This window comes from Granulosicoccus sp. 3-233, assembly GCF_052681095.1.
In genome coordinates this window covers 419197-434938 of record NZ_JBQYLE010000006.1, presented here as the reverse complement: position 1 = coordinate 434938, position 15742 = coordinate 419197, and the positions used below count along the sequence as shown (strand labels likewise).

8 protein-coding genes are annotated in these 15742 nt (G+C 50.9%); 5 read left to right on the top strand and 3 right to left on the bottom strand.

Annotated elements, in window-relative coordinates; genetic code table 11:
* A partial coding sequence (locus ACUNV4_RS17940; protein WP_430879967.1) for a phage tail protein occupies positions 1 to 495 on the top strand: 495 nt, incomplete at its 5' end.
* Between the two features lie 24 nt (positions 496 to 519).
* A complete protein-coding gene (locus ACUNV4_RS17935; protein ID WP_430879966.1) occupies positions 520 to 2340 on the top strand; it encodes a S8 family serine peptidase in 1821 nt (606 codons plus the stop codon).
* Between the two features lie 142 nt (positions 2341 to 2482).
* On the opposite strand, the gene ACUNV4_RS17930 is transcribed toward ACUNV4_RS17935, so the two are convergent.
* Positions 2483 to 3745, bottom strand: a complete 1263-nt coding sequence (locus tag ACUNV4_RS17930; protein WP_430879965.1) for a HupE/UreJ family protein — start codon at positions 3743 to 3745, stop codon at positions 2483 to 2485.
* A 718-nt stretch (positions 3746 to 4463) separates the two neighbouring features.
* Here ACUNV4_RS17930 and ACUNV4_RS17925 point away from each other — a divergent pair.
* A complete protein-coding gene (locus ACUNV4_RS17925; RefSeq protein WP_430879964.1) occupies positions 4464 to 7400 on the top strand; it encodes a VWA domain-containing protein in 2937 nt (978 codons plus the stop codon).
* A 138-nt stretch (positions 7401 to 7538) separates the two neighbouring features.
* Complete coding sequence (locus ACUNV4_RS17920; protein ID WP_430879963.1) at positions 7539 to 8051, top strand: hypothetical protein; 513 nt, start codon at positions 7539 to 7541, stop codon at positions 8049 to 8051.
* A gap of 58 nt (positions 8052 to 8109) precedes the next feature.
* Here ACUNV4_RS17920 and ACUNV4_RS17915 read toward each other — a convergent pair whose 3' ends face one another.
* Both ACUNV4_RS17915 and ACUNV4_RS17910 read right to left on the bottom strand, forming a co-directional pair.
* On the bottom strand, positions 8110 to 9438 hold the full coding sequence (locus ACUNV4_RS17915; RefSeq protein ID WP_430879962.1) for a hypothetical protein: 1329 nt from the start codon (positions 9436 to 9438) through the stop codon (positions 8110 to 8112).
* Positions 9439 to 9615: 177 nt separating this feature from the next.
* On the bottom strand, positions 9616 to 12384 hold the full coding sequence (locus ACUNV4_RS17910) for a lamin tail domain-containing protein (protein ID WP_430879961.1): 2769 nt from the start codon (positions 12382 to 12384) through the stop codon (positions 9616 to 9618).
* Positions 12385 to 14135: 1751 nt separating this feature from the next.
* Here ACUNV4_RS17910 and wbaP point away from each other — a divergent pair.
* A complete protein-coding gene (gene wbaP / locus ACUNV4_RS17905) occupies positions 14136 to 15707 on the top strand; it encodes an undecaprenyl-phosphate galactose phosphotransferase WbaP (protein ID WP_430879960.1) in 1572 nt (523 codons plus the stop codon).
* The last annotated feature ends 35 nt before the right edge of the window (positions 15708 to 15742 follow it).

Here is a 15742-nt window from a genome sequence, read left to right as displayed (position 1 = left end):
GAACAAGGCCCTGAAGGAGTTGCAGGCCCTCAGGGACCTCAAGGCGAGCCGGGAGCAGATGGAACGATTCTGGCAGATGGTTTTTCAGATGGTCAGGTACTGACATGGACCGATGACAACTGGGTTGCGGCGTTTTTACCTGTCGAGACGGTTGACAATATGCAGCCCTCACTCGGTTTGAACTACATCATTGCGTTGACTGGGACATACCCATCAAGAAACAGTATTACCAACCCGACACTCGGTGAAATCATGCTATTCGCTGGAAACTTTGCACCAAGAGGCTGGGCTCTTTGCGATGGGCAGCTTCTAGCTATCTCAGCGAATACAGCGTTGTTCTCAATATTGGGTACAACTTATGGAGGCGATGGCAGAACAACGTTTGCGCTGCCGGACCTTCGAGGACGATCAGCTGTACATGCTGGTAATGGCCCCGGTTTGACACCAAGGCGTCTAGGGCAAAAATTCGGTGCAGAATCCACCATGCCACACTAGAATCTACTCAGTCATTGGTGAAATATGAATCATTCAACGAGTGTTACTGTGATTCATGCAATACCTCGTACCGCGCGCATCCCGGCGCGCGGTACGGTAAAGAATTCCGTATTGCTTCTCATTCAATTCCTGATACTGCTTACTTCGTGCAAGCTAGTGGTTGCCAATCAGAGTAGCCCCTCTGGCGTAGACAGTTTGTATCATCAGGCGGCCAACTTTTGGCCATTGGCTTTGGCTCACGAATCCAGCGAACAGCGCCCGATTGTCATTGCGATAGTTGACGACGGCGTTTTGACCAATCACAACGAGATTAAACCGTATCTCTGGCTGAACTCCAGGGAGATTCCCGGCAACAAGCTGGATGACGATTTGAATGGCTTTGTTGACGATATCAATGGTTGGGACGTAGCAGACAATGATAACGATCCAAGGCCTGTTCCTCACAGAAATGACAATAACGAGCACGGAACTCACCTGGCTGGCGTTCTGATCAATGCACTGAAGGCAGTCTATGGCAGCAAAGCTCGAGACAGATTTCGGATCATGCCGGTCAAAGTCAGATCTGATCGCGCACAGGGACACTATCTGAAATCCGCTTTCAAGGGAATAGAGTACGCAACGACTGCAGGTGCCGATATCATTCTAGCCGCTTGGGGAGTGGCTGCAATCTCCGAATCTGAAAGAGAGATAATAGAAAGCGCCTACGAGAAAGATATCGTCTTGATCGCTTCAGCGGGAAACCTGTTGAATGAAAGTCAACAGTTTCCCGCAAGCCATCAGAATGTCATAGCCGTCGCCGGCACCAACGCCGATAATGGTGTGCTCGCTGAATCCAACTATGGTCAGTTCGTCGACCTGAGTGCACCGGCTGAGGACATACTGGGGTTTTCCACATCGGGTCCCGATGCGCAAACCAGGAAAAGCGGTACATCTCAAGCGGCTGGCCTGGTTGCTGCCGGCGCTGCATTGATCATGGACAAGCACTCTGAACTTTCAGCACGAGAAGTCAGAGCTTGCCTGGTAAATCACACGAGCAGTTTCCCCAGTATTCTCTATAAATATTTCGGGAAATTCGGGTCAGGAATACTCAACGCTGAAGCATCAGTGCGTTGCCGATCTCTATTTGATCCATACTTCCAACTTCGCCCCACCGCGACGCGTGGCTTCCTGGCACTTCAAGGTAGTGAAACTCATAGGAGTCTGAAGTTTGACTTCCAGGAAGAGTTTGCAGGAATAAAATTTGAATTCCTTACAGCCCAAAAATCGCCACTTGATGGAAAGCTGTTATTCAAGGGTGGCGATAGTGAGAAAGGTTCCGAAAATGAAGTGATCATTGATACCGCAGAATCTTGGCCTGCCACATCGTATCTGGTGCCAATGAGTTCCCAGGTTGATTTGCGGCTCTCCCATCCAGCAGTAACGAAACGGCAACTGGTTGCCTACGAATTAATCACTCACCATTTTCCAACCAGATACTGCTCCGGAACGGTCTATCTGGAACAGGAAGGCATTATCGAAGATGGTAGTGGGGAAAACGATTACTCATACTTTTCAAGTTGCAAATGGCAGATCATTGCTCCTTCGGGCAAACGAATTCGAATTGAGTTCACTGAACTGGATACAGAACCCAGAACGGATACCATTTACTTTTTCCAGGGGGAAGAGACGAACGACCCCATGATGGCAATCTTCAGTGGATCAGACATTCCGCCCATTTTGACCAGCAATACCAACAAGGTCCTGGTCTGGTTTCTGAGTAATCATGAAAGGGAATACGGTGGATGGAAAGCGAACGTTCGTTTTCTTGATCAGGAAGTACGGCGTAGCTCATCTGACGGATCTTGAGCAATCGATATTTCGCGGATTACCTGGTGCACTACGTTCACCCGTTGAAACTCAAGGGCGAGATGAGAAGGCAAGCAGAAATTACAGAATGTCTGTTGTTTTAATCCGAGTCACGGGCAGGTTTTTCTGGTGCGGACAATGGCTACGACGAAATGACCGCAGGGATTCTTTGTATTATCATCAAACAACCTGCGACCCCCACTGAAATCAAGGAATATTTCTGCAGAGTGTCAGCTTGTCTGGGAATGAATTTCGCAAGAAAATAAAATGCCAGTAAGATCCCGCATATAATTGTGAGCTGGCCTATTTCTATGCCAATCATGAATGAGAAAAGCGCAGGCATGAGATCGGTAGCATCAATCTGCAGCACGTTTTGCAAGACAAACGAGAATCCGAGGCCGTGCAATAGCCCAATGAATAGGTAGATCAGTAAGGAGCTTTTGCGTTTGAGTAAACCAGAGATAGACGCTGCTACAAGAGTCGCTGCGATAGACATTTCTACAAGAGGAATGAACCAGGAAAGTTGCGGAACGTAATTGAAGAAACCTGCAACGAGTGTGATCGCATGTCCCACAGTGAAGGCGGTTACCGGCCCAATCAACCTCCACACTTTGTTCGTACCTAACGCCATGGCGAGAACCAACAAGATGTGGTCAACGCCAGCAAATATGTGTAGCACGCCCTGATAGACATACTCGCTCATTCTTTTTACAAGTGTTCGAGGAAATTTCAGGGGTCTGGTCAATTGGCCCTGCCGCGTATATCGAATCCGATTGGCCGTATCACGTTCATCAACTATTTTGTTCTGAATAACGACACCATCAGGCAGTGTGACTTCGGGGAAGCCTGCACTAGCGGTCAGAGTACCTTCATATCGTGAAGTAGGTAGACTGATCAGCATGTCAATGTAGCCCGTACCAATGGGAACATCGATTGCGACGGAATTTTCAGAAAGAGATTCGCGAGCGGCAGAGCTTGTCAGAAGATGCAGTTCAGGCTCGTGCGCCAGTATTCTGTAAGAACGAACTCTGCCTGATATCGAATTATTGCCGACTTTCCACTGAAGACTATCCGCCAGTCTTGCACTGAAGGAAGCCCTGGATGCGTCCACACTATTTACAGAAAGAAACAGGGGTGAATTGTTGATTTCATCCGGGTTTAATAGATATTTGTCGACATCCGGTGCTCCCGATAATATATCCCCAAAAATCAAGGCTATGGGAGTTCTGACGTAAACCTCTGTTTCGCCGTTTTCCTCCGTTACAATGAAGTACCGGTAGGTGGTACCTATTTCGAAGTGAGCCGCTACCGGTGATGACCCCATCAAGCACATGAAAGCAATCATGAAGCTCGACATGAGATACCGACCGAGCAAGGTACGATTCGATGTCATCTGTTCATCCATGAAAAGTCAGTGTCGATACGGTAGTCGTTACGAAAAACCATATCGGAGAAAGAATGTATTTCAAAGCCACCTGAGGAAGGTTTGATTCCTGTTCAGGCTATGGAATCTGTACCGGGCTGACCAACATGCTCGGCCATGAATTCGTAGTCATCCTGTTGGTCTGAGCGTGGTCAGGCTATTTTACACGTACTTTCACACTCTTCAGGTATTTATCGGGCAAGGATGTGATTATACGGAAGTGTGCTCAATTTGATTCGTAACGCTGATTCAACCTGAACTTATGGCTAGTATCGTCTCGTTGGTCGAATGGTCACTGCTTTTCATCAAATTATCTGCTTGAATCGTTCTCGGCAATTTAGCGCACTATTATAGATATTTCGCAATTTATCTTGCGTGGCTTTGTGGTTCAGGTTTATGATCCACTGCCAGGACGCCTTGTTAGCAATAATGAATATCTCGATGCTCGTGTTGAGCAGTCGTTATTGATGATAATGAGCTTGCTGAAAGCGTTTGGAACAGTCTGCATGGCGTGTCAGACATTGTTGATGGCGTTGGGGTGCGCGAACTGCAATAGCGTCTTGTCTCAGGTATCTGTATCGCTGTCAAATCTTTGCCTTTCAAACGCAAGATTGGCATCTTGTGCGAGCTGTTCAAAACGTCAGAAAGTAATTGTGGGTGATTCGCCTTTACAACGGAGGTATTGAGTGAGATGAGACAGATGAAATCCAAGATTGGGGTAAGTGTTCTTACTGCGAGCGTGTTTGGTGTAATTTCTCAGCCGATGTACGCCGGGTCAAGTTGGTTATCTTCAGTCACAACTGAAGAGGGTGGAGCAGTGGCTCTCGGGCCTGTAGTGCAAAGCGATTACGGTACGAGATCCGCAAAAACATCTGCGACATCAGTGTTTAACCTGACAATATCGCTTGAAGAGAATCCAACTGGAGATGACGATTACTCGGCCGACTCAGGTTCTGGTGATGATGCTCAGAACGCGTTCGAGAGCAAGATAGAGGAGTTCGCTGACGCCGTTTTTCAGATGACGAATGGCAAGCACAAGATCGGCACGGTCACGATGTTCAGAGACGGCGATCAAGCTAATAATGCGGATGTTCAATGGATCGAAAATTGCTCGTTGAACAGTGGTCCGCGCGCGCATCCGAGTGGATTCGGAGTTCCGGGAAAGCGAATTTACTTTTGTACTAACTGGACTGGTGCCCCCAACGCGATGGATACACCCAAAGGTGCTGGATTCACGTTGGCGCACGAGTGGGGACATTATTCCTATGGCGTATATGATGAATATATAGCTAGCGGCACTACTAACTGCGGATTGTTGGGTTTGTTTTGTCCACCTATATGGTTGCCGCGGTCTACCGACACTGCGTCCATTCCCTCGATAATGAACAACCAATGGGCCGCTGCAAATGGTAGCGTTGATTATCTTGAGTTTTCCACCTCAGGTGTTGAGCCCTACTTGAGTAATGCGGGGGGTGATGCTACCAACGCACATTTCCGCACATTTCAAGAGCCGGCCTGGGACACGCTGACTCGAGATCCGGGTACAGATCCTCGACACAGCTTTCTTCCACCACGCACTCAGTATACGAACCTGGTGGCTCCAACAGGCAATCTGCTGGTCAATGACAACGAAAGTACAGCACGAAGTGAGCTGGATATCGTGTGGGCTGGAGATCAGGTGGTCGAGCTGATGATCGACGTTTCCGGTTCAATGCTTGGTACTCCCATTGCCAACGCGAAATCGGCTGCCAGTCTGTTGGTGGGGCAGCTGACCGAAGGTCAGAGCGCAGTAGGTGTGGGCCAGTTCTCCAGCCTCGCGATACAATCATTCCCCATCACTGATATACCGGACCCGGACACAGGTGTTCGTAGCGCAGCTCAATCGACCATTAACGGGTTTTCAGCTAATGGTGGCACCGACATCGAAGCGGCTGCCATCACGGCATTGCAGCAGACGCAAAACTTTCAGGGCGGAGCGAGACCCTCGGTCGTTTTTCTGCTTACAGATGGGCAGAGTGGTGTCAACGTCTCCAACGTGGTTTCGCAATACACGGCTGCAAGTGTTCCGTTGATTACGTTCGGTTTCGGACCGGGTGTTGATGCAACATTGCTGCGAAATCTTGCAGATGGCACTGGCGGTAGCTATTTTTTCTCCCCGACCAGTCTTGCCGCAATACAGCAGGCCTTCATAGCAGCCAACGCTGCATTTTCTTCCAGTACAGTGGTATCTTCAGGCACCGCGCTCGCATCAGGGGGGGCGACGGAGGTCAGAACCATACAGCTTGACAGCACACTTGGTGTTGTATCAATCAATGTCACCTATCAGCTGGCGGAATCTGATGTGGCACTGACTTTGATCGATAGTACAGGGAGCGATACTGGCGTAACGTTCAGCTGTACATCGTCTTCAGAAGTATCGTGTGAAACGCAGGTTGACGTCCAGGCAATGGGAGCTGGTGAGTATGGGGTGCAGATCGACAATCTGACGGGTTCCGACAAGCAGGTATCGGTCCTCGTTTCCGGTTCACCTGATACTTTCGAAAGTTACGATGTGGCAGTCGATGTAGAAGATATCGCTTATCCGGAAAGTTTTACAGTCAGAGCGTTGGTCAGTAAGGGGTCGCCGCTGGCTGGTCTGGATGTCGTAGCAATGGTCACCAAACCCAATGGCGCTCAGGAATCCATTCAATTGCTGGATGATGGTCTGAATGCTGATTTGATACAGTCTGACGGAGTTTATTCGGCGGATATACCGTATGAACAGAATGGAAACCATACAATCGTCGTGACAGCGTCCAACGCATCAGGAAACGCGGTAAAGACGAACGAAGGGCTTGCCATATCCATATTGGAAGATGGTACGAGCCAACAGCCATCCAACACACCGGTTCCTGAAAACTTTACTCGAGTAGGGGTGGTGAACGCGGCTGTAACGAATGTCAGTTCAGATGATCATGGGCAGGACGTTGGAGCTTGTACGTCGGTGAATGACGATAACCTGGATACGCTGGGACGAATCGATTTCGCTGGTGATGTGGATTGTTTTAGCTTCATTCCGAGTAATGCCTCTTCAGCAGTAGTTATCCGAGCAACCTCATTGAGAGACAATATCCAGCCTCTCGTGAAGCTGAAGGACAATGCAGGAAATGCAACGCTGCTGAGCACTGACTTGTCAAGTAGTCCCAACCCATCTTCTGGGGTGATTGCTGTCGTACCCTCCACGCTACTGGACGCCAGTGGTCACGTTATTACCGTGGAGCATGAAGATGCTTCCGCTGACACAGGCGCCTATGCGCTGTCAGTCGGTGCCCTCCTGGCATCTGATGGGGTTGAAACCTTATCTGATGACACAGATGGTGACACTGTGTTGAATGAGGTTGACTTTTGTCCTGCAACTGCCTTTCCGGAGAATGGGGTGCCCGAGAGGAATCTGAGAACGAATCGATTTGCATTGCTGGACGACCCGGAGACGTTTACCAGTACTTCGCGAAGACAGTTCACCATTGAGGACACCGGTGGCTGCTCTTGCGAACAGATATTGGAGCAACCCGGATATCAGAATCGCAATCAAGAGCTTTACGGTTGCACCAGCACGACATTGCTCCGGTGGGAGCGGCATGTCTCCGGTAGCCGTTGATGGGTTGGTGAGGTTTTAACGCGCTGCTTGTCTTTTCGATTAACGCCCTACCTGTGTAGGGCGTTTCTTTACTGATAGAGTATCGTGGGTATCGAACATTTCCGTACGAAATCTCCAATGGCTTTCAGGATGGGAACAATGATCATTTTCAGAATGTCAATGTGTCGGCTTGACTGGCGTCAATGGGTTTTTCTTTTGTGTGTTTGTAGTTTGAGCGGATGTAACAATGGGGCTGGTGATGGTGGAAATGACGCTGCCGATGAAGAGATTGCTACTGAAGATTCTGACGACGTGGTTGGAGAAGAGGTACAGGGTGAGTTTCGTGCCATAGAGGGATTTTGGAATATAGCCGAGCCAGGCAGTGGCTTCGAGTCCTATTTGCTGATTGGCGGCAATGGAGAGGCAATCAGCTACGTGGAGGATCCAGAGGGCAAGAACTGTTTCTACGCTGAGAATCGTGTATTCACGTCACTTGGCAATAGCATGTTTTCGATGAGTTCACCGGACTCCGACACTGGAGACGCAGAACTCGAGTTGGTCAATATCGATGGGACATTGGAGGTGAGTGCAGAATCGGAACAGGTAGCTACCTGGATATCTGTTGACAACTTTTCTGCGGCAGATCTGCAAATTTGCGAATCTACAGTCTAGCCTGTCGAATGAATGTGACGGTGTGGCCCTGGAAGCCGAGTTGTACTTGCACAAGCCATCAACAACCCACGCAGCGTGTTGACACGTCAAACTGAATGATGTTCCAGATACCGCCGTTGTCGTTCACAGAGCGATTGCCTGCATTGTCAATAGCACGGTAACTGAGTCGGTAGCGTCCAGTGCGAAAGCCGTGAGCCTGCGCCACCCAGACGGTGTGACCATCATCGGAAGGGTAGAGCAAGGCTGATTCGATACCTCGGCTGTCGAGGCTGAATGTGTCTGTGTCTGGATCAAGCCAGAGGTTGGTTTCCATTTCCTTGACAGCAAATTCCACGCGCTCTATACCTGAATCCGGATCCTCCGCGACACCTTCGAATCGTGGGCTGGAGCCGATAAAGACAGTGCGGGAATGAAGTGGGCGCGTTGACACAACCGTAGGCGGTACGGTGTCATTGCCGGTTATGCGAAAATGGCGCACGAATAGCACCGATGCTGTCGTGGGATCTTCTGCCCGGTTGCCCGCATTGTCATAGGCACGCAGCAAGAGGCGATATCGTCCCGCAGGCAGATGGGTGTCGAGAGACCACTGCTGCGCGCCACCAAGTGCTGGTGTCAGTTGTGTTGGCAGATTCACTCTCGTACTGGCAAACGTGCCTTCGTCAGATGATAGCCAAAGATCGGAACTCAAGGATTTGATGGCAGCATCCACGCGAGCGATTCCGGAACCGCCAGCATCATTTGCCAAACCGGACAAGGTCGGTTTCAGTGGCAACAGGTCACCATCAAAGGCCGGATTCTCAAAGCTTATCTCTGGCCACTGAGTATCACTGCCCTCCACGAAAAACCGCTGCCGGTTCCAGGGGTGATTGTCCTTGTCACGGGATCGTATGCCATCCTGATTGATCGCACGAACATTCAGTTGGTAGCGACCCTGGGGTAAACCGGTGGTCAGGTTCCAGATGACATTACCTTCGTCATCGCTTGTGAGCTCTGCCTGTTCAGTCACCGGCACATCCGATGAGAAGCTGCTACTGGAAAAGTCGAGCCATTGTCTGGAAACAATATTGAACAGTGCCGCCTCCACTTTTTCCAGTGAAGCGAGGCTGGTGTTGCTGACAGTACCACTGAATACCAATGGCTCACCAACGAGCAATTCATCGTGAGACGGTATGTTGATCCTGATAAGGGGGCGAAGTATGCTGTAGGCCTCCGTAGTCCTGGCATTCCCACTTACGTGGTCAGTCGGTTCGATACTCTGGATACCCGCTGGTACAGGCTCCTGTGCCAAGCTGATGGTCGAGCAGAGCAGACTCACCGCGGCCAGTAGAGCACTGGGGCTTTCCCGCTTGATTCCGGACAGGATCAGTTCAACAGGGTGAGCAGACATGTTCATTCTCCCTCCAACCGATGCATCAGTATTACTCAACTGCGGTAGGTCTTACAACCGCTGCGTTCAGCAGGTGCGCAGGAATCTTCCCTTCTGGTGTTGTCTGACAGTTGCTAGCTGCCTTGGGGTGAAACAGCCAGCCACGTACAAAGTGACTGGCTGCTCGGATCAGTGCGTCTAACGCACCCTCGGGTTGCTGCGTCGCGGCCGGGTAATTTCTCTTTGCCATCTCAATAAAGTGGATGCAGTGCAACCAAAGGAGAGCTGGTTAACGCTGTTGATTCCTGTCGATTCCAGTATCTGTTCACAGGAGCAGCCAGCCGTGTCGGCGAGATTGAGGTTGCGTCGAGAGGTGCTGGTGAACTGGTAAGCATCTTCCTCGCTACCCGTCAACGCATATCGATTGCGACGCAGGCTGCGCGTCGGTACCAATTCCGGGATGTGTGTGAGGGGGCAGAAGTCCACCTCATTCAATTGCCCGTCTCCGTCTGCGTCATCGTCGCAAGCGTCACCGATAAGGTCTCCGTCGAAGTCATTCTGCTCGCCATTGGGTATCAGTGGACAGTTGTCTATTGAGTCGGCAACCTGGTCAGCATCGGCGTCGCTACCCATGGCAAACCGGATGATCACCGGGTCATGGTCACTGGCACGCGCATCGGTTTCGGCAAATTCACTGTTCACATGTACGACATCCACCTCGACGGAATCGAATATGGAACTGCTGACCAGCACATGGTCCAGCTGCTGGGAATTGCCTTGGAAAATGAATGAATAACGCTCATCCGCGGCCAGCAATTCGGTCGAATTGAACAGTTCGTTACCGAGGATACTTGCCACAGGCGATACAAACTCGAATTCGTTCATGTCGCCGAGGACAATGACTCGAGCATCATTATCTTCTTCCAGTAACTGAGATACCTTGTCAGCAATGGCCTCAGCCTGGCGCCTACGCTCATCCAGTGATCCGTTCACCGCAACATCCTCCTGTCGTGCTTCGAAGGGTTGTGATGTTCCAAAAATGGGAGCGCTGCCTCCTTTGGAGGACAAGTGGTTGTTGATCAGTGTGATTGTTTCACCGTTAACAGCGAACCGCGCCAGCAATGACATTCTGCTGCCAAAGAACGGATTTTCAGGATTGTCAGCGTGATCGCTCAGCTCGGTCAGTGGCTCGGCGGGCGATACGAGTTGTACGCGATCCGGGTTATAAAGGTAGGCAACGCGAATTGTACCGAAGGGCTGTCCGCCGACCGACTCAGGCTCCAGACCAACGGTATCCTGAAACTCGTAGCGCGGGCCGCCCGCGGCTGCTATTTCATCCACCAGCAATAGCAGCGTCGCTTCGGCAGATGTGTCTGAGGAATCGAGTGAGCCATCGTTGTCCTGAATCTCTTGTAGAGCGACGATATCTGGTGCGTTCAATGCGTTGCTGATCTGCGCGGCCAGTGCGTTGAATCGGCCGTCAGCCACATCAGTGTCGCCATCACCGTCTTCCGGGTCGAGATTGAGTACGTTGTAGGTTGCTACGGTAACGTGTTCGCTGTCCGGGAACAGGTTTGAGATCTCAGGGGTCAGCAGTGACTCTGTCCAACTGAAATCCGTAGTTGGGTAAATTTCGAAATTGCCGAAGGAATAACCTACTACTCCCGATACATCGGAGAGCAAGGCGCCGGTATTGACCGTGGGGGTCGCAAACCCCGGCAGGATGCTTGAATCGATATCAATCTGAATTCTTTCAGGATTGAAATCGCTGGCATTGATATTCAACGTCTGCCGTGCGCCAAGACCAGAGGCCATGATTCCCAGATCTGCAACGGTAAAGATTTCACCGAATCGGTTGGTGGGTGCAACGACCAATGGATCAGGTACGATCACGCGCATGGATTCCACGGACTCGAAATAGTCGATGCCGTCGGTAGTGGCGTCGAAAGAGGTGAATGCATCATCGTCGATGACCTGATCCGGGGCGACTCGCCCGGCCAGTCCCAGAATGACAGGTGCTGGCAGTAGGGTCTGGCTCAGCACGGTGATCTGGGCATTGCTGATCTGGGTGGTTGACAGATTGCCACTGGATGTACCACCGGGAAAGAACTCGCCGACAGTTCCCTCGACGGTCACAGCGTCGCCCATTGACACAGTCGGTGCACTGCCGGTAAAGACAAACAGGGCATCTGACGTGGTGTCGTCCCCATCGCCGTGAGCATCCTGCAGAAAGAAGCCGTTGGAATCGACTGCGGTGACCACGCCATCGGTGATGACATTCTGCCCTTCCAGAGGAGAGCTGTGGCCCGCACCCTGAATTGCCATGATGCTGGCCACGACTGTGTCATCCACGGGTTGAGTGCCGAGGGCAGTCGGAGTTCCGGATGCGGCAGGAACCGGGCTGAATTCGAGAACAACGACATCACTGCTACCATCGGGTGATCGTGAAAAACCGGCAGGCAAGAAATTGCCATCCGGCCCCACTACCAGAGCGGGAGAGATGGGAGTGCTCATGTCGTTGGCGCTGTCGTCTTCACCACCGTCCGTGATGAATACAGAGTCCACGATGTTGCCGAAGGCATCTTTCAGCAGAATGGTGTACGAACTGTTCTCGATGGCGTTGGCCGGCAAAGGCTGATCAGCGACAACGCTGAAAGCCGCTTCTGCCGTTGAATTGGCGAGCAGGTAATGAGCCTGAGCTGGCAGCAGGGCGCCCTTCATGAGGCTGTAGGGACTGTTCCCGTCACTGAGTCCGAAACTGCTGCCTTCGTCACTGTCCCAGAGCTCGATAGTCCAGCCCGTGAGGTCAACCTCGGACGGGCCTGTATTGTACAGCTCGATGAATTCGGTATCGGGGCCTGTTGTATTACCCAGAACTTCGTTGATGACGACAGATGCCTGCGTAGGCGCTGACGCAAGCAATATCACAGCAGAGACGCTGCTTCGGGGTGGAATATTCAATCGCATGAGACGGTTACCTTGGGTCCAGTGAAACATCGACGGTTTGTATCCGGCTGAGGGACGCTAACACTCATACGCTAAAGTGATATGACGACGGTAGAGTGCGGGAATCGTCTCGAGGACAGGTGTGTGTCTAGTAGAAAGTATAGTTGACCGTCCTGCATCAGGGAATCATTATCAAATTGACTGTTGGGTATTGTATTAATAGATGTTTGTATACTTGCGAGGGTTGCGGTTGTCTCTGGTGCGCAAGCAATTGAGGAGCTGGCCCGGTATATGGTGGGATAAATATCTGTGTGAGTCGTACGGGAAGGCTCTTCAATATCGTGCAACACGGTGAGGGCTGCAGGCGCAGTTGCGAAGCCATTGCCATCGGCATGACTGGGCCAGTGAGTCTTCCGGGACCTGGAGGAGCGGCTGGCCACAGGGGGCTGAGGGTGAAGCCGGACCTCCAGGGCCGTCTGGTGGCGTCGGGTCTGCTGGAGCGCAGGTGCAACCAGGGCCTATGGGGGTTACGGGGACTGACTCAATAGGCGAGATTCTCAGTGGTCCTTGCGTTTGGCAAGATTGAGAAAAGGCATTTGTCAGAACTCCGTAACTCGTTGATGCCCTGGAATTGCTACGTGTCAAAGAACTGCCGAATCGCAATTGCTTTCCGGAGCATTGTTCTGTGTTGTAGCGATTGTTTTTTGGCAAGTCGTAGAGCAGCATCACTGGTACAGAATTTCTTTTCGCTTGAGTGCTCTGAACTCAAATGCCAAACGGACTCCATGGTTTTGAATCTCTGTCAATCGAAGCAGTTGTTCTGACAAGTCCCCGTTTCATCGTTGGGGGGGGGCGGGGTGATCATCCGATGGCACGTGAAAGTATGCGGAGCATCTGTAGGCACTATTTGTTCTTCATGGTTGTTGACGTTTTGACAATTGCTCAACTGTTGGGGGTAGGCTCGCACGTTCGCTACATATTCTGGCGCCTTGAAACCGCCGGTTGATCCGGCAGGCGAAGTGGCGAAACCGGGTCTTGGCGGCGATATCGGGTTCAGGATCGGGAGCTGGTTCGAGAGACTCAGATGGCCCCTGTCATACGGATGCAAGTACGTCAGTCAGGCGCGATCGTGTCCATATGTTGTTGAATTGCAACAATCTACTTTCAGTCCCCCCAATAAGGAATCTTATAGGTATCATGGTGCGCGGTACGGACTCCAAGAGCTGACAAGACGGATAGCACTACTTTTCGGCTGCTGATATGAATGCCATGCATCAAGGCAACATGTTGGTTGCGGAAGGTTTTTTCGATCAAGTAGAAGTTGGAAGCCAATGCTGCCTGTTCCTCATGAATTCCATCCCAAGCCCGCGTTTGTGGACCCCTCGAAGACAATCCGATTCTGCGAAATGATCGGCTGTAGATCGACTCTGAGTGCAAATGACTTGTGCTCGCTTGGATCGTTGTCTCTTGCCGAAGAGAGGTATGGGATGACATATCATGATCTATGAGGCGTACAGTTTGGATGTGCCCTTTGTTTGTGGTTCTCGATCTGTCTTGTGCGCGAGAAATCATCGAGGGCTCGACAATTGAATTCAAAGTTTGATGAACCATATGACTGCCAAAGCCCTTACTGAGGTGTGGAACTCAGTAAATAAAGGAGAAATTAGAGAACATCGTATGTCAGACGGTCATTGCAGTTCAGTGGCCCCGTGGTGGACGTTGGCCAGCGAGCATGTCAATAAACCTGGTTTGGTTTGTAATGAGGTAGTGGAATGAGCAAAAGCGGTATGGTTCTCGAGAAGAGAAGGGCCAGCGAACAAAAGAAAAGGTCCGCTCCTGTCGTGGAACTGACTGAGCATCGAAGGGACAACAGCCTGTTCTCTCGTTCTGTCACGCTGATCCAGAATAAAGACCATTTCGCGAAATCCACATTCGTTCGTTCCGGGGTGCTGGTATGTACTGACATCATCGCAACGATGGTGGCCTTGTCTTTGGCATATTTCCTTGTGCCAGCAATTCGCGTTTTTATCGGGATCGAGCCACAACCCACGATAGCGTCGTCTTCGTCGGTAATCCTGGCCTTTGCCGTTCCGTTGTGCGCGATATTGTGGTTCTCGTACAGTTGGGGGCACTACACCCGCGTGAAGTCGTTTTGGGATGAAACTCGCGACCTGTTGAAAATGTTGATCTACTCAGCCGTGATCGTAGTCTTTCTCCTTTATCTGCAAAAGGCTCACGCGTCTCGCCTCTGGGTAGGATCATCATATCTGATGCTGGCACTTTTCTGCCCAATTGCCAGGCTGTGTGCAAAGAGAATCTTGCAACGGCTGAAATTACTACATGTACCACTGATTGTCGTTGGGCATAGGCATCGTGTTGACAGTTGTGTAGAGGCTATCAATAGCGACTATTCGCTCGGGTACAGGGTTGCAGCCTTGATTGATATGGACTCACTGAAACTCATAGAAGATTCAGATGAGGGTGGTGCGGTGGAAAATTGTTATGCACTTATCAACGCGTTGCAAATGAGATTTCCAACCGCGCATTTGCTGCTTGCACTTAGCGACGAAGACAGCACGACAAATACAGGTCGACTGGTGGATAACATCGTCAGAAGTTTCAGCTACGTGGTCATTGCAAGGCCGATGCACGGCTTGTCGACAGTCAACTCCGAAATTCTTACTGTAGAGAAATTCGATACTCTGTTCGTGCGACTCGCGAATTTCAACAAGCCAGTCGCCAGAGTCTACAAGCGGCTGTTTGATATATCCTTGGCAAGTATGTTGCTCCTTGTGCTCTCGCCTGTTCTACTTCTCGTTGCAGGAATCTCAAAACTGGACGGCGGTTCGGTTTTCTATGGCTCTGCCAGAATAGGGAAAGGCGGGAGAACATTCAAATGCTACAAATTCCGGTCGATGTATGAAGATGCTGACGATAGACTGAAGAAGCTGATCGCCACCGATCGTGAGGTCAGAAACGAGTGGCTAACGAGCTTCAAACTGAAAAACGACCCAAGAATCAGTAAATTTGGCCAGCTACTCCGACGAACAAGCCTTGATGAGTTGCCGCAACTGTGGAATGTCGTATTGGGAGACATGAGTCTTGTGGGGCCACGTCCAATTTTGCCAGACGAGAGAGAACAGTATGGCGATAGTCTCGTGGACTACGAGAGGGTAAGGCCTGGGCTGACCGGATTGTGGCAAGTAAGCGGACGAAGCTCGCTCAGCTACCAGAAGCGCGCACAGCTGAACCTTTGGTATCTGAGGAACTGGTCACTTTGGCTGGATTTTGTCATTCTGCTGAAAACGGTGCCTGCTGTCTTGAGTTCGAAAGACGCGCATTAGAATATTTCTGTCTTTCGTAACGATTGAGTAGCCTT